We start from the raw sequence: 24032 nt of genomic DNA, 5'->3' as shown, positions 1-24032 counted from the left end.
ACATAAGCATGGAGTCAATAATCAATAATAGTCCTATTATTGTGATTTCCAGGAAGACTGAGAAAGAGTATCCGGTAGAGTACATCTCCAACAATGTGAGGCAATTCGGATACATCCCTGAAGATTTCTATTCGGGTAAAATCAAATATGCAGACCTGATCCATCCTGATGATCGTAAAGTTGTTTTAAAAGCTTTCAAGTACCTGAATAAACAACTGACAGAATTCATTCAGGAGTACAGGATAATTAGCCGTTTTGGTGAAGTTCGTTACGTTGAGGATAGGGTACGTATAAACTCCCGCGGTGATCAAAATGTGCACCTTGAAGGTACAATTATTGATATCACTGAATGCAAGCACAATGAAATGATCACCCATCAACAGAAAGCACATAACGGGAAGCCACTTACAGAAATCTCTCTCGAGGATGTTCTGGGGCTCCTTGTTACCAATGCCGAAAGAATTCGAAGTGGTCTGACATGTGCCGTTATGCTTCTTGATAAAAAGAAACATCATATATGTCGTGTCATTGCACCCAATCTACCCACTTATTTTAAGGAAGCAATAGAGGGTCTTGATATTGGATATGGAGTTGGTTCTGGTGGCACAGCGCTTTATATGGGAGAAAGGGTGATCGTTGAAAATATAGAAACACACCCATACTGGGCAAAACATAGGGAACTTGCAAAGAAAGCAGGACTTAAAGCCAGCTGGGCCGAACTTATAGTATCTTCAACTGGTGAGATACTTGGTGTTTTCCTAATGTATTTCAATTTTCCAAATAAACCCAAGAAGACATGTTACGAGTACCTTAAAGCAAACTCGGATCTTGCAGCAATTGAGATAGAACACAGAGTAGTCAATGAAACTTTTAGGGAATCCGATCACAGATTCAAGACTATTTTTAATAATATCAACGACCAGATCTACGTAAGTGAGTTGAATGGAAATCTTATAGATGTAAATAAGGTTGTTGTTGATAGTCTTGGATACTCAAAGGATTATATTTTAAGTTCGTCACCTATGGATATTGTGCCTTCATGGTATGTACAGCGAGCTTCTGAATTAATCAAAGTAATAGAAAAAGATCATAAAGCCATGTATGAGGCTGCAGCAATCCGGAAAGATGGAAGCGTTATTCCTTTGGAAATAAATGCCCGGATGATCAATTATAATGGGAAGAAGACTGTTCTGTCAGTTGCACGTGACATCACAGAACGCAAAAGAGCTGAAAAGGCTAAACAACTGAACGAATCACGCCTAGAGACATTGATAAAGCTAAATGAAATGACAGCTGCTTCCCTGGATGAGATCGCAGAATTTGTTAAAGAAGAGGCAGTTCGCCTTACTGAAAGTAAACTTGGTTATCTTGCGTTCATGAATGCTGATGAAACAGACCTTATAATGGATTCATGGTCAAATACAGCAATGAATGAGTGTGGTATAAGCGACAAACAATTCATTTATCCTGTAAAGACTACCGGATTATGGGGAGAGGCCGTTAAGCAGAGAAAAGCAATCATTACAAATGATTATTCTGCTCCAAATACCATGAAAAAAGGATATCCAAAAGGACATGTAGAATTAACAAGACATATGAATGTTCCAATATTTGATGGAGATCATATAGTTGCAGTTGTGGGTGTTGGAAATAAAGAGGAAGAATATGATGAATCCGATGTCCGCCAACTCACCCTTTTGATGCAGGGTATGTGGAAACTGATCCAGAGAAAACAGTTGATAGGTGCATTAAGTAAGTACTCTGAGGAACTCCTGAAAGCCAATACAAAGCTCAGATCTGTCAATATGATAAAAACAGAATTCATTGAAGACAGTATTAAAAACGGACATGATCTTTTGCATGGATTTGATGTACTTGATGATGAAACATTGAACCTGCTAGATGATTCACAGAAAGAGGCTATTTCTATATTGCTGAATAACTCCGAGAGGTTAAAACTCCTTATTGATGCAATTTTGTATAGTGATTTACAACAATCCGGCAGGATAGAGTACTCATTTGAGCCGGTCAGTATTGGAACTGTTCTATCTGATGTGCTACTTAACCAGATATTGTTGATAGATGAAAAAGAACTGGCACTGGAAAAGGAAATTCCGGCAGGCCTTCCTCCTGTAAAGGGAGATAAGGAAAAACTGAAGGAAATGTTTGTATACCTGATCCATAATGCTATCAATCTCACACCAAAAGGAAACAGTATCGGCGTCGAAGTATCAGAGGAAAATGGCCATCTACATGTGACTATAACTGATACCGGTGAAGGTATAGCTAAAGATCTCATACCCCGTCTGTTTTATAAAATGTATCAGGCGGATGATTCAATAGCACGGATGTTCCAGGGTTTTGAATCAAGTCTCTATATCTGCAAGGATACTGTAGCTGCACATCAGGGAAATATCTGGATTGAAAGTGAGATAGGACAGGGGAGCTCATTTCATGTGAAGATTCCAAAATGGATAGAGGCGGAGAACTCATAGTCCGTGTATATAAAATCGTGAAAAAAGGATTTTTTAGGCTGATGGAATTATCATTATGAAAAAAGATTCATATGGCCGACTAAAAAAAGAGGCATTTGTTTTTCCAAATACTTACACAAATTCGATTGGTATGGAATTCATATTGATTCCTGCAGGTAAATTTGAAATGGGTTCACTTGAAGATGAAAATAACTGGTATAAGAACGAAAAACCTGTTCACAAAGTCAATATAGAAAAAACATTTTATCTTGGCAAATTTTTGGTAACGCAGAAACAGTGGGTCGAGGTAATGGGCAGTAATACTTCTAAGTTTGTTGGAGACAGCAGGCCTGTTGACAGAGTTTCATGGAATGATGCACAGGAGTTTATCAATAAGTTAAATGAAAAAGATAGTACTGGTAAGTATCGTCTTCCCTCTGAAGCTGAATGGGAATATGCCTGCAGGGCGGGTACTGGCACGAGGTATTCGTTTGGTGACAATGAATCCGAACTGGATGAGTATTGTTATTGCGGGAATTTGGAGATTGGTTCTCATCCTGTGGGCCAGAAGAAAACCAATCCCTGGGGATTGTATGATATGCATGGAAATCTGTGGGAATGGGTGCAGGACATGTATCATGATAGTTACGCAGATGCTCCTGCAGACGGTAGTGCCAGGGAGGATGCTGATGTTTCTTCCAAGATCATGAGGGTACTAAGAGGAGGTAGCTGGCAAACTTCAGCCGTAGGATGCCGATCAGCAAGTCGTTACTATTACCCTCCGGTTGCTCGGCGTAACAGCAGTCGTCTTGGTTTGCGCCTCCTTAGAGAAACATAAAGATTAAAGAGTGATTCTATGATGCAGGGAGATTCATGCATAGATAAGGAAATTCTTAGAAAACAGCAGAATCACTGGGAAAAGGTGTTTTCAAATAATAGTTCGAAGTTCGGTGAAAAGCCCAGTTCTCCTGCTCTATGGGCGGCTGAAACCTTTAAGGAAGAGGGGAAAATAAAGATTCTTGAACTTGGAGCTGGTCAGGGAAGAGATACTTTATTTTTTGTGCAAAATGGATTTCAGGTATATTCCCTGGATTATTCCAAAAAAGGGATTCAGGTTATCGAACAGAAAGTCCGGGAGAATGGACTGTCTGAGCATGTAACAACTTTGCAGCACGATGTCAGAAAACCTCTTCCATTTGTAAATGAATCCTTTGATGCATGTTATTCACATATGCTCTACTGTATGCCACTAACCATTTCTGAACTCGAATCTGTATCAAAAGAGATCCAAAGAGTCCTTAGACCAGGTGGACTGAACATATTCACAACACGACATACAGGAGACCCTCAATATAGAACAGGAATCCATAGATGTGAAGACATGTGGGAGATAGAGGGTGGGTTTATCGTGCATTTCCTGAGCAAAGAAAAGGTAGAACACCTTTCAAAAGGGTATGATCTCGTTGATAGAAAGGAATTTGACGAAGGACCTCTTCCAAGAAAGCTCTTCAGGGTAACTCTTCAAAAAAGAAAAAATTAATTAAAAAATGAATTAACAAGGAGATCCTTCACATTATAAGTACAAAAAAGTTATTTATACATTACATTCAGAAGCTTTAACGGGTCTTTACTCACATCAAATAGATGATAAGCTAAAGGATATGCAAAGGGTCCCATCATTTCAAAAACAACCCTGTTCCTTTTTGAATGCTTGAGTTTCTTGTGCAATTCTTCATTTATAGTTCATCATAGGACTCACCGCACATTATACTCCTTGCAGCAAAATAGGCGCTCTGGAATGTATATCTCATACCAAACCCTCACAGATAGTCCTGAAGTCCTCCCGCTTCGCCTATAAACATTACACCATCTTAAGTGCATAAGGATTTACAAATATTAAAATACCTATAGCCTCCAAATTTTATACCGGATTCAATCTCTTCTTTATTGGTATATTGGGAAAAAAAATCAATAGTGTTGTAAAGGAACTTTTCGGAATCAGTTGCATCTTTCTTATCAAAAATGGTTGCAATTGTTCCGTAGCCGTCTTTAATCAATAGATATGAGTAAAATCCTTTTGCAATATCATCCCCAAGTGCCATGCGATAAGTGTCATTACTGTTTGTGATGAATTTGATTCCCTTTGCAAGGATGTTTCCTTTTTTAAGACCAGTTGTGATTACATGTATGGGGACAATTTTATCAGATTCCTATCCAAAATGGATATTCACTCACAGATATTTTGCTTGCTAAAATAGATTGTGTCCATAAGTCATTATCAGAACCACGTTTCACAAGATAACAGGCATTTTTCCCTTGGTGGATAAGTATTTTATTAGAGCAATGAAGTTTGAGTTCATAAAGTGGCACATATTTAAAGGACAGGTTAATACCAAAAGAGCCGATATCATCAAGCCCATTTGTTTTTTCAGACTAGTTTTCTATTGCCTGCTAGTCACTGTTGAATCTTGTACCAATAGCATTTATTTCGTAAACATTGACATATATCCATTTTTACGAAGGATGATTGTGCATGCCAGACCACTTATTCCTCCGCCCAGGATATTGATTTCCGAATCCATATAAACACCCATCAAGTAATGTTTTTTCAGATGATGGTTATGAACAGCCTTCCTGCTAAAGTTTTCAGTAAACAGCTGGCATATTATCCTGCCATTATGTTAAAAGTATTTAAAAATATTTTGACTTAATCACCTTTTTTCCACTAGTTAATCTCTATTTTATAGTACGTGTTTTTCCCAATAATATAGAAAAGAGTTAAGGTATTAATTTGCGTACACAATGTTGTAGAGATTAAAAGAAAAAAGAGAAATGAGAGAGAATTACTCTCTCCATTCGTATATGTAGTTTGTTCCGTAGCTTCCACCATTACTGTATCCGTAAAGTAATCTGAATGAGCCAGCAAATGCGTTTGCTTCTGGTGCATTTGCTTTGAAGGTGCCTTCCTTGACGGTGCCTGTTGGATCATTCCATTCCATCCTAAAGTAAGTTCCATATGTTTCATCTTCCAGATAATAGTGGCTTGAGGTTCCTCTGTCAATTGGGATATCTGCACTGTCTATGTTTATAGTGCTTGTATCACCAAGTCCGAGACCATCAGTTGCTATAAATACAGCTTCTTTTCTGACTTTAATTACGATCTCTTCTTCAGCAGCGTAGAAGTCTTTTGGTTCTTCGCTGATTGTTCTTACCTGTGCTGTCTCACCTTTGCTTCCGGTGTCACTGGTCCAGACATTACCTCTTTTGTAATCGACATCGTATGTGTAGTAATCGTGTGTCTTTTCTGGTTTGTCGCCGTAGTCTTCAACTGTTGTAAGATACCAGCCAGGTTCTACGCCTGATGATGTTGTTGTTGATTGTTCTACTCTGGTTCCTGTCCAGCCACCGCTCCAGGATGAATCATCAGAGCCATATCTCCAGTTTCCTTCAAATGAGTTACCGTCTTTACTCAGTTTAAGTTCTACATCACCTGCATCGTTTGGTTCTGCGTATGAAGGGCTTTCGGACCAGGTTCCTATGAATACATCGCCGTTTACAACACCTTCAATCTTACCCTTATCGTGTGTGTATTCACCGATTAGCTTATCACCTGATTGTGTGATTGTCATATCTCCCCAATTTGAATCCCATTCTCCTATGAAGCTGCCTGTTGTACTTTCTGCTTCAAATCCGCTTTGTGGAGTTGGTAGTGCTTCTGTTGTTTCTGTGTTTCCAAATTCTGCTTTCTGGCTGCCTATTGATGTGCCGGCTAGCAGATCAAGTGGTATAGATACAGTATCTCCGTCTATTATTTCAAATTCTACGGATTCTTCGACTCCTGCACCGCTTATGATTACTTTGTAATCTCCAAGTGGCCAGCCGTCATCTGGCTTTTCAAGTATGAATGTTCCACGACCAAAGTCTTCGCCAGTTTCTGATTCAAAGGTATAGATAGAGTAATCGTTGTCAAGGTATATCCATTCTACACTTATAATGTCGTAATCAAAGTTGTCGTAGATGAACCATGCGTACAATTCTTCTGAGTCCTTTGAATATTTCAGTACTTTATCGACTGGTATGAAGTTTTCTGTTGATGATGTCATCATTACTTCAAGAAGTCGTGGTTCGCCTGTGGCTGTCATATCACCATATTTGTCTGTTACTGCATCTACAATCTGCATTTCTTCTTCGGTTGTTCCGAAGCTTCCAGGTTTGTATGAGTCACTTATATCTGTACATCCTGAAAGTGCAATTATGCCTATCAAGAGCAATGTTAATATTATTTTTGATTTCATTTTTACCATCCAGTCTTTTTAATTGGTAATTTGTTGCTGTTTTATATTACTTTATTTATTTATTAACTTTTTGATTTTACTCGATTATGAACACTATCTTTAAATTCAATTTATTAAGGCGGTTTCAAATTTTTCAATAGATACCATGTAGCTTATTAACACTATAAAAATGTAAATTTTAATGTTATCATTGATTCTGAAAGAAACACTGTTTTCAGGATTTTTGTTCACATGTATGAGTTTGATGATAGCTTTTCTATTAACATGTGTATGCATTTGACTCCACAAAACAAGAAAGCATTGCAGGGTTATGTAGTTCCTTCAGTATGCATTAATTTATCCCGTTTTGAGATTATGATAACTAGACAGATATTTGAATGGTTTCAGATATCATTCCAAATGAAAACAATATGTGGATAACAGATTTTGTGACTATATTAATAATAAGTTTCAGGTAATATGTTCAACTTTTATAAGTTCATCTGTACATTCAAAAGATATATATGCACGCGCACATAAATTCTAATTTACACAAAAGACTGTAATTACAGTAAATCAAGTAAATAAAGAGGATAATATGGAAACGGCCAGAAAAGAATTCGAAGATATTGTGCATCAGGGGATGAAATCCTACGGACTCGATGACCTTTCCTCTAAATTGCTTTCAGTACTTTATTCTGAACCAGATCCAATAACTCTAGAAGAGCTCTCTACAAGGACCGGATATAGTTTTTCAGCTGTCAGTGCCGCAATGAAACTTCTTAGTGGACTCACTCTTGTAGAAAAAACAAAAAAAGCCGGTTCAAAAAAATTGTACTTCTCAATTCAAAAAGATATGCTGGAAATGACCATTAATGCTGCAAAAACCAAAAAAGAAGTTATTTTAAATCCAGCACTTCAAGGTCTTCCTTCAATAATCGAAAAATGTAAAAAGAACAAAACAGGGGACTCTGAAACGATGCTTAAACTGATCGAAGATTATTACCAACAGATGGTGGCATTAGACTTGATTATTAAGAACTTAATTGAGTTCACAGAAAAAATTCAAAAGGAGATGGGTAAAGAGTGGGTTTGAATACAAAATTACTATGTTTGCTCTTATTAGTTTTTCTAATTTTACTGGCAGGAACATCTGCTGTTCAGGCAGGAGCTTCTGGTGATGAATGTTTGACAGCAGTTGTAGAGGATATAAGTCCCAGTTCAGTGGGCATTGATGAAGAATTCACTATAGGTATCAGTCTTGAGAACTGCGGTACCAGAGTTCCGGAAAATATCACTTTTGAAATAACAAGTGTCCCTCCGGATATCATAGTTACAGAAGACCTGGCTGCATATATTCCTACATTTATTTATCGTGACAGTCGAAGGCAGCTGATATACCATATGAGAACAACCCCTGATGCAAAACCCGGTTCTCATATCATAAAAATGAGACTGGCATATGGAAATCAGGGTGTACAACAAATTACCTATTATAATGTTGAAGTATTTGTTATAGGTGAACATGCAGAACCAAGGATATCTTCTGTAAAAACTAATCCTGAGTATATCTATGAGGGGGATACAGTTGACTTAAATCTGGGGATAGAAAATCTAGGTAAAGGGATAGCAAAATCTGTAGTCGTTAACTTAAATCACGATTTTAAAGGAATCAAAAGTTCCACGATTGGAACTCTTGATATAAATGCCAGTCAAACTGCATTATTCAAATTCAAAGCAAACAAATCAGGAACATTTGATATTCCTGTTGTTGTAGAATATGAAGACGATTATGGCAAGCAGAAGGATGAGTATGACATCAAAATAACTGTGCTTGACAAAAAAGGAAGTTTGAATATTGCATCTGTTAAAATAAATCCTGTTCTTCCTCAACAAGGAGATACCGTTGAACTGACTATGAGGATCGAAAACACCGGTGAGAATACAATAAGCTCCATAAGAGTATATTATGATCATCCGTTCAAAGGATTAAAAGAGTCTTATATAGGAACTCTTGACCCGAATGAGGATGGACCTGCCGTAATTACTTTTATAGCGGATCAAGCAGGAGAATATGATGTACCGGTAACCATAACGTATAGTGATGATTTTGGAGAAGAACAGATCAAAACGGGCATCAATCTCATTGTCATGGAAAAGAACAGTGGTGTAGGAACCGCTATAATGATATTGATTATTCTGGCAGTCATTGGCGGCCTTATCTATTACAACTACAAAACAGTAAAATCAAAAGATGCAGTGATCAGGCAGTTGATGGAAGGCGGAAGTAACTCTGCTAATAATAAGAAAGAATGAGGGCTAAATATGATCAATGATATCCGGGTGGGAGCTCTCATTGCATACTGCAGTGTAAAGAGAGGAAACAAGAAAACGTTAATATTCATAGTTTTTGTCCTTTCCCTCATTTTCCTGAACTTAGTATTTCTTCCATCAATGATAGGAGGTCTTTCAGGTCTATTTACCGGATTCATGCGGGACTATCCGTATGGAGATATTGTCATTGAACCAACAGGTGATAACACCTACATTAACAATGCAGATCTTGTATTGAAGAAAGTCCGGGCTGTAGAAGGTGTGAGAGCTGCAACAAAACGACTGGATGCGGGAGCATCTATCAATCATAAGCAAAAAGTCGTAGGGGCAACGATAACCGGACTGCTTCCCACAGAAGAGTATGATATTTCGCGATATCCATACATTATAAATGAAGGAGATTTCTTAGGTGAACTTTCCCGGGACGAAATTATCATTGGTGCTATGATAGCAGGGACAGGTTTTGGAGCCGAAATATATGATAATCTGGGTGAAGTCAGGCCCGGAGCGCTTGTTGATGTTACATATAGCAATGGTGTAAAGCGGACCTATAAAGTCAAAGGCATTATGACAGGTTCGATCGAGGTTGTGGATCTAAATGCTCTGGTCAACTACAAAGAGATAGAAGATGTATATGGCCTGGAAGGAAAAGAAGCTACCAGTATAGTTGTAAGGGTTAATAAGGAAGGAACTGAAGCACAGATACAGGACAAGATCCGGGAGGCCGGAGTGAATGAGGAGATATTTACATGGGCTGATAAGTCGGAGGCTCTCATAAAGCAGGCGATGCAAAGCATGGGTGCCATAGATATCATGTCCAAGATAGTGAGTCTGATCGTAGGTGCAGCACTGGTCCTTATAATAATTTACATTAATGTACTGAATAGGAAAAAAGAGATAGGAATTCTAAAAGCAGTAGGTATTACTCCAAGATCAATTGTGCTGTCCTATGCATTCCTCAGTACGTTCTATGTTTGCCTGGGAATTTCCGCAGGATTGATATTATATCTTTCACTCATGCTCTATTTCCAGATGAATCCAGTAACGTTCTATGAGACCATGGAAATAAGTCCTACTATTGATCCGATGCTGCTTATCCAGAGCATTGCCACCATGCTCACGCTGTCAGTGATAGCGGGGATACTGCCTGCATGGAGTGTATCAAAAGAGAGTATACTCAAAGCCATATGGGGACGGTAAAAATGATCATAGTAAAGGACCTGAAAAGGTATTATGGCACAGGGGACATGACTGTCAAGGCTCTTAAGGGTGTTTCATTTGAAATAAACAAAGGGGAATTTGTAGCCATAATGGGTGCATCAGGTAGTGGAAAAACAACCCTCCTGAGAATCCTGGCATTGCTGGATGATGCAACGGATGGTGAATATACCATCCGGGGATTAGAGGTTTCCAGCCTGCCTGAGGCAGAAAGAAGTTATTACCGGCTGACCCAGGTTGGTTATGTGTTCCAGGACTACGCCCTCATCAATGAGATGAGTGCTGCAGAGAATGTATACATCCTCTCCATGATGGAAGGAAAATCAAAGAAAGAATCATATACTACTGCCCTTGAAGCGTTAGCCAAGGTCGGACTGGAAGGAAAACATGACAGAATACCTGATGAATTGTCCGGTGGAGAAAAGCAAAGGGTGGCAATTGCAAGAGCCATTGCAAAAAAACCAGACATTTTGTTTGCCGATGAGCCGTGTGCCAATCTGGACACTGTCAATTCAAAGCAGGTACTGGATGTGTTCAAGGAACTGAATGAAAAATACGGCCAGACAATTGTGATGGTGACCCATGAACTGTGGCATACTGATTATGTTCACAGGGTAATCACCTTCCAGGACGGCAGTATACTTAGTGATGAGAAGAAAACGAAAGGTCAGTAATACACAATCATATCCGATTCTATTTTTTTCTATAAAGCCCAATATACCATAAGTTATTAATGAGAAATACTTTCCTATATTATTCTAATGAACAACAACTAAGCATCCTGTTCTATTGAAAGTTGTTAGCGGTTAATCGAAGATTTCGAGTCCCGGGACCATTTCCCACAAAAGGAGGGCTCATTATGGATTTTACAGATATTATTGAGTTTACAAAGAAACCACAGTTATACGCAGAAGGAAATACAGTTATGTGGACGGATGCCCACATTTCTAAACAGTTGTTGAACATTCATCTTAACCAGGATATCGATCTGGCAAGCCGGAGAAGGTCAAGTATTGAGAGTACGGTTGGCTGGATACTGAATTCGGTCAATATGGAAAAGATGAACATACTCGACCTCGGATGCGGACCGGGTCTGTATTGTGAGATCATGACAAAGAGAGGACATAAAGTTACAGGTGTCGATTTCTCAAAGAACTCCATCGAGTATGCCAGAAAAGAAGCCATGAAAAAAGGTATGGGTATCGAGTATGTGAACCAGAACTATCTAGAACTCAACGAAGAGAATAAGTACGACCTTGTGATGATGGTATTCACTGACTTAGGTGTTCTAAAACCACACGAAAGAGAAATACTCATTAGGAATGTCCACAGGGGTTTAAAGCCAGGTGGAACCTTCATCTTTGATGTCCTGAGCGACAGGAACCTCGATACGAAAGTCTCAGAAAGGACATGGGAGATGGAAGAGAGTGGTTTCTGGAAGGACAGTCCATGCATGATACTCTCAGATTCTTTCCTGTATCTTGATGAGAAGGTGATACTGTACCAGCATATAGTGATGGATGAATCTGATAATTTTGATGTCTATCGCTTCTGGACTCATTTCTTTGAATCTGATGATTTGAGAAAGATGCTTGAGCCGGAAGGTTTTGAGAACATCGAATGTTTTGACGATGTGTTGCCGGAGATTGATATGTGGAATGGGGAGAATGTGCTGTTCTGTAGGGCTAGGAAGGTTGGTATTGCTTACAGAGGTACTGAAGAGGATTCAAGATAAAATCAGGCGAACTAGAGATGTAAATCTGAATGTTAAGTTTATGAGGGAATTTGCGGAAAAGCTCGTGTGAGGGCTAATTCCTCTTTTTTGTCTTACATGCCATCATGTTGCAAAACAAAAACAATTATGTGTTCATATTTTTATCAAAATATTTATTCCATTGAGCAATTTGATGTTTTATTCACTAAAATAACAATAACGAATTACATAACATAATCAAGATATTTTAGATGCAAAATTGGAGGAATTTAAATAAATTCATGTGAACTATTGCTTTTATAAAGAAAGAAACTGCCAACATATCTTCTGAGTATTTAACAAGGATAAACGAAAAAGAAACAGAAGATACTCAGAGCTCTCGTGGAAGTCTCCAGTACAATATCCGATGTCTTGCAAGATATAATCACAAGAAGTTTTCTGAGCTAAAAGAAAGATATTGCCCTGATTTGTCTGAGGAGATAGACATTGGAAAACTTGAAGAGTTTACATTCAGGATTAACATGTATATGGATGAGTATGCTCCCGATCAAAGGGATTTGAAGGAGTATATTCGTATTATTTCCACATATCTGACTTTTATAGCAAAAGAACCACTTCACCCACCGGGAATGTACATAAATGAAAATAAGACGATTTTTGAAAAAGGTAGCCTTTATTACTGTCCTGTAAAAAGTAAACATATATTAGAGGAAATGTCTTTGTGCAAGTACTGTGTTTGCAGGGCAATCAATTAGAACTTATTATTTTAGGTAAGTACAAACAGGATTGACTTTGAACTTTTTGATTTCTTTTTCTAGATACAGGTTTTTAATTGTTTTTCATTTTAACTGTTACTTACCTACATGTAGGTAGGTATATAATATATGAGTATTATTCAATTATTATAAGAATAAGGAAACATGTGAATTTATATGACAGAACTTAACCCTACTAATCAACAGATACTCCATTATGCAGGACACTTTTTGCAATGTAGGGGCTATAATGGATTCAGTTACAAGGATATTTCCCAGAAGCTTGGCATAAAAAATGCTTCAATACACCATTATTATCCTAAAAAAGAAGACTTGGTTGCTGCCTTGCTTGAAGAAAGAAGAAAGAACTTAGCAATATCTATTGCACAAATGATGGAATCCAAAAAGTCTGCTCGTGAGCAGCTTCAATATTATTTTGATTATGCATTGCAGGAGTTTGATGAAGGGAAATGCATCTGTCCTCCTGGTTCAGTGATAATAGATTTTCAAGAACTCCCAGAGAAAGTTAAAAATCAAGATATTTTGTTACTGGACGATATACTTGAATGGCTTGCCAATGTTCTTCAAAATGGCCTGGAACAGGGGGAGTTTAAATTTTTAGATACAGTAGAATCACATTCAGAAATGATAGTTGAAACACTGATGGGTGCCAGACTGTTATCCAGTATTAAAGGTAGAAAGACACTTGTCAGATCAATTTTTTCAATTAAATTAGGTCTTGGATGGAGGGATTGATTTTTTATTCAACCATTTGCCTACCTACATGTAGGTAAATGTTGTCTATTTATCGTATTATTTTTTGAATCTAAAGAAATAAAACTAGTAATATACAAAAAAAGGAGGATATCTGTGATGCCCGTTATGAGTATAATCTCATGTAAGATAATGCAAGATGAAATAGTCTGGCTTTTTACCAATGATTCTGAAATTGATAAGATTATAATCGTAGAAAATGAAAACATTTCAGAATTTAAAGAAAAACTTCGTGAACAGCATGTCTCTTATGATATCATATCTTTTGAAAAGATACCATATCATCTCGGAGAAATGGATGAAAATGAATCAATTGTTGTAGTTAATATTCTGGAACTTGGACTTCATGCAGTACCAAAAACGCTGAAATTCGAGGTTTACCAGAATATTAAGAAAATGATTTCTTTCTCCGATGGTATACTCCTTTTTTACGGCCTTTGTGGTAATGTCCTGGGTAAGGTAGAAGAGGATTTCTGCCTTGAAAAAGATGGTTGCATCGTCAGGATACTCAGAGATGATGAAAGAATTGTGGATGACTGCATTGGAGCTACGGTTGGTGGTGGAGCTAATTATCTGAAATTGCTTAAAGCAAACAGTAAGGAACCTGCTTTCTTCTTCACTCCCATGTATGCCAGTTCATGGAAAGAACTTCTAGGCTTTGCTAAATATCATTCTGATCCCGAAAAAGCGCTCAATATGGCAAAAATGGTCAATGACCTAGCAGGATATTCAAGGGTTGCAAAGGTAAATACAGGCCTTACATATGTGAAAGATATCGATGCAAAGATCGAAGAGTATGCTAGTTTGTTTGGGTACAGTACCTTTGAAATCAGTGGTAATCAGGAAATATTCGAGAAATGTTATCTCTCGATGAAGGATGAAATAAAGAACAAAACTATATAAAAAATAATTATGACAGTGTTAAGTATAGTTGCCTGCGAGATGCTTGAAGATGAATTAGTGTATGTTCTCTCAAAAGACCTTGAAATTAAACAGTTATTTGTAGTAGAGAACATAAACAGTTTAAGATTTGTACAAAAACTTAAGTCTGAAGATCTCAAGCCTTTTATATTTTCATCTGACAGCTTATATCCTATCGTATCCGAAAGTAATAGAAGATCATCCGATAGTTTCATGAAGCTGTTTTCGAATATTCCTATTTTCAAGAAAACAAGTGGTGCATTAAATAAAAAGAAGGGACAACAATTAACAGTTATTGTGAATCTTCTGAGAAAAGATTTGCATTCTGATATTGATCATTTGCAGTCAGAAGTATATCGGAATTCCAAAGAAATATCAAAAATCTCAGATGGAATCCTTCTTTTCTATGGAAAATGTGGTTATAGTTCTGAAAAAGTACAGGACGATTTGCGGAGGCTTGATTGCCCTGTTTATTTTCTAAGAGATAATGAAAGAAACGTTGTTGACGACTGTGTCAGTGTAGCACTTGGAGGAAACGAAATCTATACGAAAACGATGCTACTTGGCAACGGCAGAGGAGCCATATATGCAACTCCGATGTGGCTTTCCAGCCTGAATGAAACGGATTACAGATCGACTGTATCTTTTAAGAATATCAGTAAATATCTCAGCAGTCCGATGTATAGTCTTCTTTGTAAGATCAACAATCAAAATTATAAAGATAATAATTTTCATAGAAATGCTTCTGATTTTGCAAAGATCTTTGACATGGAGACTATTGACGTTGATGGAACAATGGATATAGCTATCAATTCATACACGGAGGCTAAAACAAGTGTTTACGAGAATATGGAGTACTAAAGTCAAAACACATTGGGGTCAAACAAATCTTTGGTTACACCGGAGCGGCGATATTGCCGGTATTCCATGCCTTTGAGAAGAATGATATCGAGATAGCTATCAATTCAAACATCTACTTGATTCATAACGCCAATTTTATTTTCAAGCATAAATTATATATCTTAAATCAACAAAAATATTATTGTGAAGACCATAACAAAGCTCAGGATACTTTATCCGATATGGACTGTCATAAGCATATTTTCATTGTTATACGCACCGACACTAGCTAGCGAATCTACACTTTTCAAACTTGGTCTGTTAGGTCAGATAATTGTACAACTGTTCCAGATAGCAGTTGCATTATTGCTGTATAAATTATTCGTGGAGACTGATAAGGAACAAGCATCGATGATAGTTATATTTGGTCTCTTAGGAGTACCTCTCTCATTGATGGGAATACTCATTCCTGAAGCATCACACTTAGCAGAGGTTTTCTGGGGACTGTGGCTTATACCCATTGGTACGCTGGTTATCAGATCAGGAATGTTCCCTAAATGGATAGGATATTTCTTATATCTGGGATCATTAGGATACTTTGGAGCATCGATCTCATTTTTCCTAATAGGATATGTGCCAGCCTTCGTTGATGTATTCACAATAGGTGAGCTTATCTGGGTGCTATGGATAACCGTCATAGGTGCTAAAGAAATTCAGAACTGATTGTGACTGGAGCTTACGATATAATTATCTTCAAGATATACTAACGGTTTGTACTTGTCATTGAATTTATAGTAATTCATGTATATTTTTGTTAAATGCAAAAAGGATAAATTCCCTGCGTATTACTTGCTACAGAATTGTGTATAATATTATGGTTTTAATAACAAGAGCATACTAATTGGTGACCCATTAATTATATGTAAAGGAACAGAACGAAGGATATTATCATAAAACAGCCTCGCTGAAATTATACACATGTTGAACAAAGCAAGTACCAATGGCTTATCTCCTGATACTTCGGGGATTTTGAAAACATCTGAAGATACTGTCAGCAAAAGAGAAAAACAAATTGTTCTCCTTATTGCAGTACTTGCAGGATTCATTACTCCTTTTGATGGCTCTGCGGTTAATATTGCATTGCCTACCATTGGTGCGGAATTTCACATGAATGCAATTTCTCTCTCATGGGTTGCCACCGCATACCTGCTTTCTTCCGCGGTGTTCCTTGTTCCGTTTGGGAAAATAGCAGATATTCATGGGCGGAAAAAGGTTTTTCTCTATGGCATAGCAATTTTCAGTTGTGCATCTCTGGCGATGACGATGGTCCCATCTACTGGAATGCTGATAGCAATCAGAATCGTGCAGGGTCTGGGAAGTGCCATGATCTTTGGAACGGGAGTAGCCATTGTTACCTCGGTATTCCCACTCGGAGAAAGGGGCGCTGCTCTTGGTATATACATCACCGCAGTTTACATAGGGCTTTCTGCCGGTCCTTTTGTTGGTGGCATAATGACACAGCATCTTGGCTGGAGAAGCATTTTCCTGGTAAATGTCCCTATAGGTATTGCAGCGATAATACTCATTCTGTGGAAACTTAAAGGCGAATGGGCCGAATGCAGAGGAGAAAAATTCGACTTGGCAGGTTCAGTTATCTACGGTTCATCCATAGTGGCTTTAATGTACGGTTTCTCAGAACTGCCTGACTTAAAGGGTGCTTTCCTTATAGCAGGAGGAATTCTTGGAGTGGTGATATTTGCTATGTATGAAATGAGATTGCCTTCTCCTGTCCTTGATATAAGGCTCCTCACACAGAACAGGATATTTGCTTTCTCGAACCTCTCTGCACTTATCAATTACAGCGCAACTTTTGCTGTAACTTTCCTGCTGAGCCTGGATCTGCAGTATACAAAAGGCTTCACACCCGAACACGCAGGTTTTATTCTTATAGTGCAGCCAATAGTTCAGGCTGCAATTTCTCCGATTGCCGGTAGGCTCTCTGATCGAATAGAGCCCCGGATAATTGCGTCTGCGGGAATGAGCCTCACTGCAACAGGACTCTTCATCCTCACGTTTATTACAGAAACAACTCCGCTATGGTACATTATTATCGCACTTCTGGTGCTTGGTACAGGATTCGGGCTCTTCTCCTCCCCGAACACAAATGTCATTATGAGCTCAGTGGATAAAAGGTTCTACGGCGTAGCATCCGGGATGAACGGAACCATGAGACTCCTTGGGCAGATGCTTTCCATGGGTATTGCCATGATGATATTTGCGATAGTTACCGGTCCTGTGGCGATCACACCTGAATACTACCCTCAATTTGTTTCAAGCCTGCATTATGCATTTATTCTGTTTACGATATTTTGTATAGCAGGGGTATTCTTATCTCTGGCAAGAGGGAAAAACAGTACAAAAACACAAGCATAAGATGTTTGACTTATATGTAATTGTGCTCAGGAAACGAATATAAAAACTTATCTGTAAGAACTAATAGTTGATAAGCTACTAAACTAAATAGAGAGTAGAGTTTTCTACTCTCTATTCTCACTCTCCTGATATCAATTTATAATTTATTGCTTTCAACATTTGACCTTTTTCCGTAAGTCTGTACTTTGCTTGCTGCTTCTGGGTTTATCCGGAATGGTCATTTCGATGCTCCCTGTTACTTCTGTCAAAAAGTTTATTCATAATAACATCTTGAATAAATAACATGAATGGTGAATACAGTAACAAAAGAAGTGATGCTTCTGACATCTGCGTTATTCCCGGCTGGAACAGTTCACTTGAATCTGCGTTTTCAGCCTATAAAGGCCCTTATATTCCCGGCAGGATTGCGGCCCAACATAAAACGGTCTGCAATATCCTTACTGAAAAGGGTGAGATACAGGCAGCAATATCAGGAGCAATGCGTAAGGTTGGCAAACAGCCGGTCGTCGGGGACTTTGTTGTACTGCTTGATCAAAGTGATATAAATTCATATACCATTGTAGACATTCTCCCACGAACGTCTTGTCTTTCCAGAGGTTCTGCAGGTGAGTCCAGTGAGGAACAGTTGATAGCTGCAAATATTGATACTATTTTCATTGTTACTGCTGTAGGGAATGACCTCAACGTCAGAAGACTTGAAAGATACCTCACCATCGTTTATTCGTCCGGTGCAAGACCTGTTATTCTCATTAACAAGATCGATCTTGCTGAGAATCTGCCGGATGATCCGTCAGAAACGATACAGGAAATAAGTGATATGGCTGACGATGTCCCGGTAATAACTCTTAGTGCCCTCTCAAATCAAAATCTGGAAAAGCTAGACCCTTTCATGAATCCAGATGAAACGATAGCACTCATCGGTTCCTCAGGAGTTGGCAAATCCACCCTCATCAATGCTCTTTTAGGCCATGATATCCAGAAGACATTAAGTGTACGTGAAGATGATGATAAAGGAAAACATACCACCACTGTCAGACAGCTTTTCCTCCTCCCAAACGGCACGATATTCATCGACAACCCCGGCATCCGCGAGATCCAGCTTGGAGATTCATCCGATGGTTTCGACAGGACATTTTCCGATATTGCTGAACTTGCTCAAAATTGCCGTTTCAAGGATTGCACACATCAGAATGAGCCACACTGTGCCGTCAGGAAAGCAGTTGATGAAGGATTTATTACGCAGAAAAGGTTTGATAGCTATCATAAGCTCAGCGATGAGCTGGCCTTTCAGGCAGATAAGGCTGAGATCGGTTTGAAGGGAATAGAAAAGAAAAAGTGTAAAGGGATAGCACTCGCCAGAAAATATATTGATTCTAAGGGACAGCGATAGTGGGTTGAGTGCGGGAAGAAAGATCGAGTCCGACTTACAGACATTGACAATTGAACAGAACAAGCCGAAATAACTATTCCTCAGATACGTGCAAAACAGTAAAAATAAAAGTAAGAATAAAATCTGAAAATCATTCTTTTTCCGGAATAGTTTTTCTACAGAGCCAAAAGATTTACATAGGAAACAAAAATAAGAAGTTAATATGAGTTTAGACATGTACGTGTATGTTGAAAATATTGACGACTCCTTCATTCCTCTTTGGATCACGAAACTTAACCAATTTGATATGAAATGTGAAATTCATCCAGATTTCTCATTTAATAATCAGTCTGGATTTTTGCCTTTCAAAATCAAGTTTCATGATTCTAAACATCAGGATATGCTAAATGAAGAATTCAGGACGGGGTTCGAATTTGACATCGATGATTTTGATTTTGATTCGGAGATAGAAAAAATAAAGCCTAAACAAAACTTCTTTGAGAAAATCCTGAACAGAAAATTATCAAAGGTCTGTTTTGCGAGTCCTGAAATTGATCAAAAACTTAAAAGATGTAAAAAGGTGTTGTATTTCAGATGGGGATCGTCAGATTCATTTGAATTAAGGATGGCCTTGCTAGGATCTGCAACATTGTCAGTGCTCACAAATGGTGTTTGTTATGACCCACAGGGTGACATCTGGTATGATAACAGCACAATAATTGAGGAAGCCTTAAATGGTGTTCTTGAATATGAAACTGCACTCCAGCCTGACAAATTGGTTTTATATAAGTTTGAAGAATGGTTATAGATTCCCTTTTTACATATGTAGCAGAAAAAAGAAAGGGCTAAGAAATAAAATCTCATTAACCTCTTCTTTTACTATTGCGGACTAATTATTGATTATCACACATAAGGAACCAATTCTACAACAAAATGTTATCATTGAGTTTATCCATTTTTGTTTTTTGCTCAACTACGATAAATCTTAAATATCACCTCCCTCCATCCTTACCTAATGTTAAATCCTACCACAACTAACACTTTATGCAATGTGTCTGTAGTAGTGGTAGTGTTACACGCTTGAGCACGATAATCGGAACTTTTCTGGCTCAAGTGCGCTGTTGTTGGTTAATTTACTGATTAGTGTATCCTGTGCCGGAATCGTTCCTTCCACGGAGAATTGAAAATGGAAGAAATGAATGGAGCAGAGATCTTAGTTAAAAGTCTGGAGGACCTTGGGGTCAAACAAATCTTTGGTTATACGGGAGCGGCGATATTGCCGGTATTCCATGCCCTTGCGCAGAGTGATATTGAGATCGTAGTCAATTCCAACGAGCAGTCATCGGCATTCAGTGCCGCCGGGTATTCCCGGTCAAGCGGTCAGGTCGGTGTAGCCATAGTCACATCCGGACCTGCCATAACCAACACACTCACCAGCGTCGCTGATGCTTTTGGTGACAGCATTCCCCTGCTTGTTTTCGCAGGGCAGGTCCCTGAGCATAAGATAGGCACCGACTCGTTCCAGCATATTAACGTCAAAGGAGTCTTCGGGGATGCAGCCAAGAAGGTCATACAGGTATCAAATGAAGATGATCTCGAGTCAATAATCAAGGACGCCTACTACTTTGCAATGTCTGGAAAACCCGGGCCCGTTGTTATAGATGTTCCTCTGGATAAACAGCAGAAGATGCATGAATACCAGGACATGAACGTTCTTAGGTTTGAGGAAAGTTATCATGATGACAGGCACCTGTGCGAAGAACAATGTGAAGAGTTCTACCAGATGTTCCTTAAATCCAAAAGACCACTTCTCTATCTGGGTGGTGGCCTGAACTCAGAAGCAGGGAGTCATGCCATCAGGGAGTTCAATGAATATTTCGGTGTCCCCTCAGTTAATACTCTTATGGCAAAGGGCGTCGTCGATGCAAGGGATGAGCTCAATCTTGGAATGCTGGGAATGTTCGGCACACCCTATGCAAACATGCTCATTCAGGAGAACGATTTCTTCTTCGCCATCGGCGTCCGCTGGGACGACAGAGTTGCGGAAAAGGTCGGGTTTGCCATAGGCACCGACATAGCCTACATAGATATCAATCCAGAAAAAATGCACCAGATAAAGATAGAACGAGGACCTAAATTCTCATTTATCGGGGATGCAGCCACGGCTATAATGGACCTGCTCAATTATGCTAAAAATCATAACATCACATTGAATATCCATGAATGGCAGCAACGTGCCAGATTCTTGAAGAGGTCCTGGCCATTGGATTATAACAGGGAATCCAAACATATACAATCCGCCGAAGTTATGGCTCTGCTCTCAACTTATGTTGACGGCAACACAAAGATAACCACAGGTGTCGGCAACCATCAGATGCTTGCAGCCCAATATCTGCCAATGCAAAAAGCAAAATCCTTCATGACATCAGGCTCCTTTGGAACAATGGGCTTTTCCATGCCAACATCCATCGGTGTCCATTATGCAAACCCTGAAGCAAGGGTCATAGCAATCGATGGTGATGGCAGTCTGCGGATGAATCTGGGAGAGCTGCATACAATTGCATCACTTGACCTGCCCATCAGAATACTTATGCTGAACAACAGGAGTGATGGCATGGTCCAGAACCTTCAGGATGCAGCTTATGATGGAAAGAGGACAGGAACACAAAGACCAAAGGACGTTCACTTTGCAGAGATCGCAAGGTCATTTGGCTTCAATTATGCAGAAAGGATAACCGACAGGAACGATCTGAAAGGCGGTATGGAAGCTTTCCTTAATGCAGAAGGACCGTGTTTCCTCGAAGTCTGTACGGACAGGGAAGAGATACTCTATCCGAAGGTTCCGGCAGGTGGGGCTTATAAGGACATGATACTGGGTCCGTATATCAAGCAGGTATCCGGTGATACTATCGAGTAAATCCGATGTATATATCGATTAATTGTGAATGGGATATATGAAAAATCCCCATTACACTTATACGATACTGAAAAGCTTATGAGACATTTGAAAAAGTTGCCTGAAATGGTTAAAGAATAGGGATGAACACCGATAATATTCATCGGTTTTCGTGTGGGGTGGTACTAAAAAAGTTCCAATTTTTCAATAAACTAATGTTATATTAATAGATTTGTTTCTGATTAGAACCCTACATGAACAGCGTTATTCCCATGTTCTTTACTGCAAAAATTAATATATGAGGTATTTATGAAAATGGAAAAAATACCTACACCAGTTAAAGTGCCCGTGGAGAAAATAAAAATGATAGCCTGATGAGGCAATCTTTGGTTGGTTGGTTGGAGTTTGGCTCATCATGTTATAAATACGAGTGACTTCTTTACATAGGAGGTATATCGACCTTATAAGATAAGCATTTACCACCCAGTGTGAGTATTCCTACAAGGTCAATGTACTATAAACCCACTCCCCAAAGTTAGTTTATTGTACCCAATAACTACTATGCTGGCAAGGTATATCAAGTAACGTCGACTTAAATTTTAATGCAATTACAATTTTATTTTTTCTATAATAATGGCGTTATTCCCATACCATTAACCGGTGAAAGGTCTTGAAATTGCGTGATTCATCGACTAAAAAATAGTGGTAAGGTTTCAGTGCCCGGACTGCATCTCCCTAACCCTTAGCTTATTGATTCCATTTAAGAAAGTTGCCTGAATTGGTTAAATGTATGAACATTGCATCAGATAAATTCTATCTGATTTGATGGCGGTGTTCTTTTTTCTAAGAATGTGCCACTGCTATTTTTGTAAATATCATTTTAACTTTGACTCTCACCAATGAACATGACCATCAAAAACTCTTGTTTGATAACAGGCGTGCATCAGACATTGCAGCTTACAATTGAATCTTTATACAAAAAAGAACAAATTGAAAGTGAGTATGCCAACTAAATAATAACAAAATAGTAACTAAAAAGGGGTGTGGTTTATGAAAAAAGCGATAATAGCAATCATGTTGCTGGCAGTTGTCCTGACTGCCGGATGTGCAGGTATTGGCAGCAGTCCCACAAAGACTGTGCAGAACTTTGCCTCACAGTTTGATGAAGGGAACTATGACACATGTTATGATCTGATGTCATCAGACTTCAAAGGGAAAACCGGTCTTGCAGATTTTATAGATATCTGCAGGGATGTGAATCCTGACAAGTATGAGTTCATAGAAGTAACTAAAGAATACATTGATGAGGACATAGCAGTGGTTGATGTGCTGGTGAATGAATCCTCTGTGGCTGTCAAATTCTCACTTAAAAACCTCATTGAGGTTGAGCCGGAATTTGAGGCAGTCACAAAACAGATAGAACTGGTAAAACAGGAAGATGAATGGAAGATAATTGAGTTTCCATATGTATTGACCTGATAATCCAGAGTATCACAGTTAATGGACAGGAGTGGGTAAAATGAAAGATGTAATATTATTAATAACATGCAGCCTTGATGGCTTTATAGCAGCAGAGGACGGAAAAGTTGACTGGTTGCTACAGGATGATCAATACGATTTTGACGCTTTCCTTAATGAAGTGGAAATAATACTTATGGGTCATAAGACCTATGAGCAGGTATTGAGCTTTGGTAAATGGCCTTATGAAGATAAAGAGTGCTATGTATTCACAAAGCAACATCCGTACCCTGAGGATGAGAGGGTCATATTTTCCGACGATCTTGTTGGTGCCACCGAAAACCTGGCACTTGGAACCGGAGGGGCAATATGGGTTTTGGGTGGCGCTTCCATCATTTTCCCGCTTCTCAACAAAGGACTTATCAACGAGTTCAGGATAACGATGCAGCCTATAATACTCGGTAAGGGGATACCACTCTTCAGAGACATAAAAAAGAGCATAAAGCTGGAGCTAAAAGGAACACAGGAATATAGTTCAGGGCTTGTTGAGCTTATATACAAAGTGCACTGAT

General features: G+C 38.7%; 22 protein-coding genes. 19 read left to right on the top strand and 3 right to left on the bottom strand.

Going from position 1 to position 24032, the window contains the following annotated elements:
• Positions 1-8: 8 nt before the first annotated feature.
• The 3 genes from QZZ23_RS12565 to QZZ23_RS12555 are packed head-to-tail and all read left to right on the top strand — an operon-like array spanning position 9 to position 4014.
• Positions 9-2495 carry a GAF domain-containing protein gene (locus QZZ23_RS12565; RefSeq protein WP_292470713.1) on the top strand — a complete coding sequence of 829 codons (2487 nt, stop codon included), beginning with the start codon at positions 9-11 and terminating at the stop codon, positions 2493-2495.
• Positions 2496-2550: 55 nt separating this feature from the next.
• Positions 2551-3312 (top strand): formylglycine-generating enzyme family protein, encoded by a 762-nt coding sequence (locus QZZ23_RS12560; protein ID WP_292470711.1) that lies wholly within the window; start codon positions 2551-2553, stop codon positions 3310-3312.
• Between the two features lie 18 nt (positions 3313-3330).
• On the top strand, positions 3331-4014 hold the full coding sequence (locus tag QZZ23_RS12555) for a class I SAM-dependent methyltransferase (protein ID WP_292470708.1): 684 nt from the start codon (positions 3331-3333) through the stop codon (positions 4012-4014).
• A gap of 331 nt (positions 4015-4345) precedes the next feature.
• On the opposite strand, the gene QZZ23_RS12550 is transcribed toward QZZ23_RS12555, so the two are convergent.
• The 3 genes from QZZ23_RS12550 to QZZ23_RS12540 all read right to left on the bottom strand — a co-directional run bounded on the left by QZZ23_RS12550 (position 4346) and on the right by QZZ23_RS12540 (position 6769).
• Positions 4346-4576: a hypothetical protein gene (locus QZZ23_RS12550; RefSeq protein WP_292470706.1), complete on the bottom strand. Its 231-nt coding sequence runs from the start codon at positions 4574-4576 to the stop codon at positions 4346-4348.
• A 381-nt stretch (positions 4577-4957) separates the two neighbouring features.
• Complete coding sequence (locus tag QZZ23_RS12545) at positions 4958-5056, bottom strand: FAD/NAD(P)-binding protein (protein ID WP_292470704.1); 99 nt, start codon at positions 5054-5056, stop codon at positions 4958-4960.
• A gap of 261 nt (positions 5057-5317) precedes the next feature.
• Positions 5318-6769, bottom strand: a complete 1452-nt coding sequence (locus QZZ23_RS12540; RefSeq protein ID WP_292470701.1) for a hypothetical protein — start codon at positions 6767-6769, stop codon at positions 5318-5320.
• A gap of 577 nt (positions 6770-7346) precedes the next feature.
• Here QZZ23_RS12540 and QZZ23_RS12535 point away from each other — a divergent pair.
• The 16 genes from QZZ23_RS12535 (at position 7347) to QZZ23_RS12460 (ending at position 24031) form a co-directional block, all read left to right on the top strand.
• Complete coding sequence (locus QZZ23_RS12535) at positions 7347-7844, top strand: hypothetical protein (RefSeq protein ID WP_292470699.1); 498 nt, start codon at positions 7347-7349, stop codon at positions 7842-7844.
• Positions 7845-7936: 92 nt separating this feature from the next.
• Positions 7937-9064, top strand: coding sequence for a COG1361 S-layer family protein (locus QZZ23_RS12530; protein WP_292470697.1), 1128 nt, complete (start codon positions 7937-7939; stop codon positions 9062-9064).
• 9 nt (positions 9065-9073) lie between these two features.
• Positions 9074-10282, top strand: a complete 1209-nt coding sequence (locus QZZ23_RS12525) for an FtsX-like permease family protein (protein WP_292470694.1) — start codon at positions 9074-9076, stop codon at positions 10280-10282.
• Between the two features lie 2 nt (positions 10283-10284).
• On the top strand, positions 10285-10974 hold the full coding sequence (locus QZZ23_RS12520; RefSeq protein WP_292470691.1) for an ABC transporter ATP-binding protein: 690 nt from the start codon (positions 10285-10287) through the stop codon (positions 10972-10974).
• Between the two features lie 185 nt (positions 10975-11159).
• Entirely contained in the window at positions 11160-12035 is an 876-nt protein-coding gene (locus QZZ23_RS12515) for a class I SAM-dependent methyltransferase (protein ID WP_292470689.1), read from the top strand.
• A gap of 269 nt (positions 12036-12304) precedes the next feature.
• A complete protein-coding gene (locus QZZ23_RS12510) occupies positions 12305-12769 on the top strand; it encodes a DUF2115 family protein (RefSeq protein ID WP_366931355.1) in 465 nt (154 codons plus the stop codon).
• 177 nt (positions 12770-12946) lie between these two features.
• Positions 12947-13525, top strand: a complete 579-nt coding sequence (locus tag QZZ23_RS12505) for a TetR/AcrR family transcriptional regulator (protein ID WP_292470687.1) — start codon at positions 12947-12949, stop codon at positions 13523-13525.
• A gap of 117 nt (positions 13526-13642) precedes the next feature.
• On the top strand, positions 13643-14446 hold the full coding sequence (locus QZZ23_RS12500; protein ID WP_292470685.1) for a DUF1638 domain-containing protein: 804 nt from the start codon (positions 13643-13645) through the stop codon (positions 14444-14446).
• Positions 14447-14455: 9 nt separating this feature from the next.
• Positions 14456-15325, top strand: a complete 870-nt coding sequence (locus tag QZZ23_RS12495; RefSeq protein WP_292470683.1) for a DUF1638 domain-containing protein — start codon at positions 14456-14458, stop codon at positions 15323-15325.
• A gap of 183 nt (positions 15326-15508) precedes the next feature.
• On the top strand, positions 15509-16027 hold the full coding sequence (locus QZZ23_RS12490) for a DUF4386 domain-containing protein (protein WP_292470681.1): 519 nt from the start codon (positions 15509-15511) through the stop codon (positions 16025-16027).
• 255 nt (positions 16028-16282) lie between these two features.
• The gene (locus QZZ23_RS12485; protein ID WP_292470679.1) at positions 16283-17737 is read left to right on the top strand and encodes an MFS transporter; all 1455 of its coding nucleotides are present in this window, start codon (positions 16283-16285) and stop codon (positions 17735-17737) included.
• A 283-nt stretch (positions 17738-18020) separates the two neighbouring features.
• Positions 18021-19127 carry a ribosome small subunit-dependent GTPase A gene (gene rsgA / locus QZZ23_RS12480; RefSeq protein WP_292470677.1) on the top strand — a complete coding sequence of 369 codons (1107 nt, stop codon included), beginning with the start codon at positions 18021-18023 and terminating at the stop codon, positions 19125-19127.
• A 202-nt stretch (positions 19128-19329) separates the two neighbouring features.
• On the top strand, positions 19330-19914 hold the full coding sequence (locus QZZ23_RS12475; protein WP_292470675.1) for a hypothetical protein: 585 nt from the start codon (positions 19330-19332) through the stop codon (positions 19912-19914).
• A gap of 378 nt (positions 19915-20292) precedes the next feature.
• Positions 20293-22023 carry a thiamine pyrophosphate-binding protein gene (locus QZZ23_RS12470; RefSeq protein WP_292470673.1) on the top strand — a complete coding sequence of 577 codons (1731 nt, stop codon included), beginning with the start codon at positions 20293-20295 and terminating at the stop codon, positions 22021-22023.
• Between the two features lie 1029 nt (positions 22024-23052).
• Entirely contained in the window at positions 23053-23481 is a 429-nt protein-coding gene (locus QZZ23_RS12465; RefSeq protein ID WP_292470670.1) for a hypothetical protein, read from the top strand.
• A 40-nt stretch (positions 23482-23521) separates the two neighbouring features.
• Entirely contained in the window at positions 23522-24031 is a 510-nt protein-coding gene (locus QZZ23_RS12460; protein ID WP_292470668.1) for a dihydrofolate reductase family protein, read from the top strand.
• Position 24032: the final 1 nt, after the last annotated feature.

Source organism: Methanolobus sp. (assembly GCF_016278385.1).
GTDB lineage: Archaea > Halobacteriota > Methanosarcinia > Methanosarcinales > Methanosarcinaceae > Methanolobus.
Note: the sequence above shows the minus strand (reverse complement) of the source record. Positions and strands in the feature narration are given on the sequence as shown.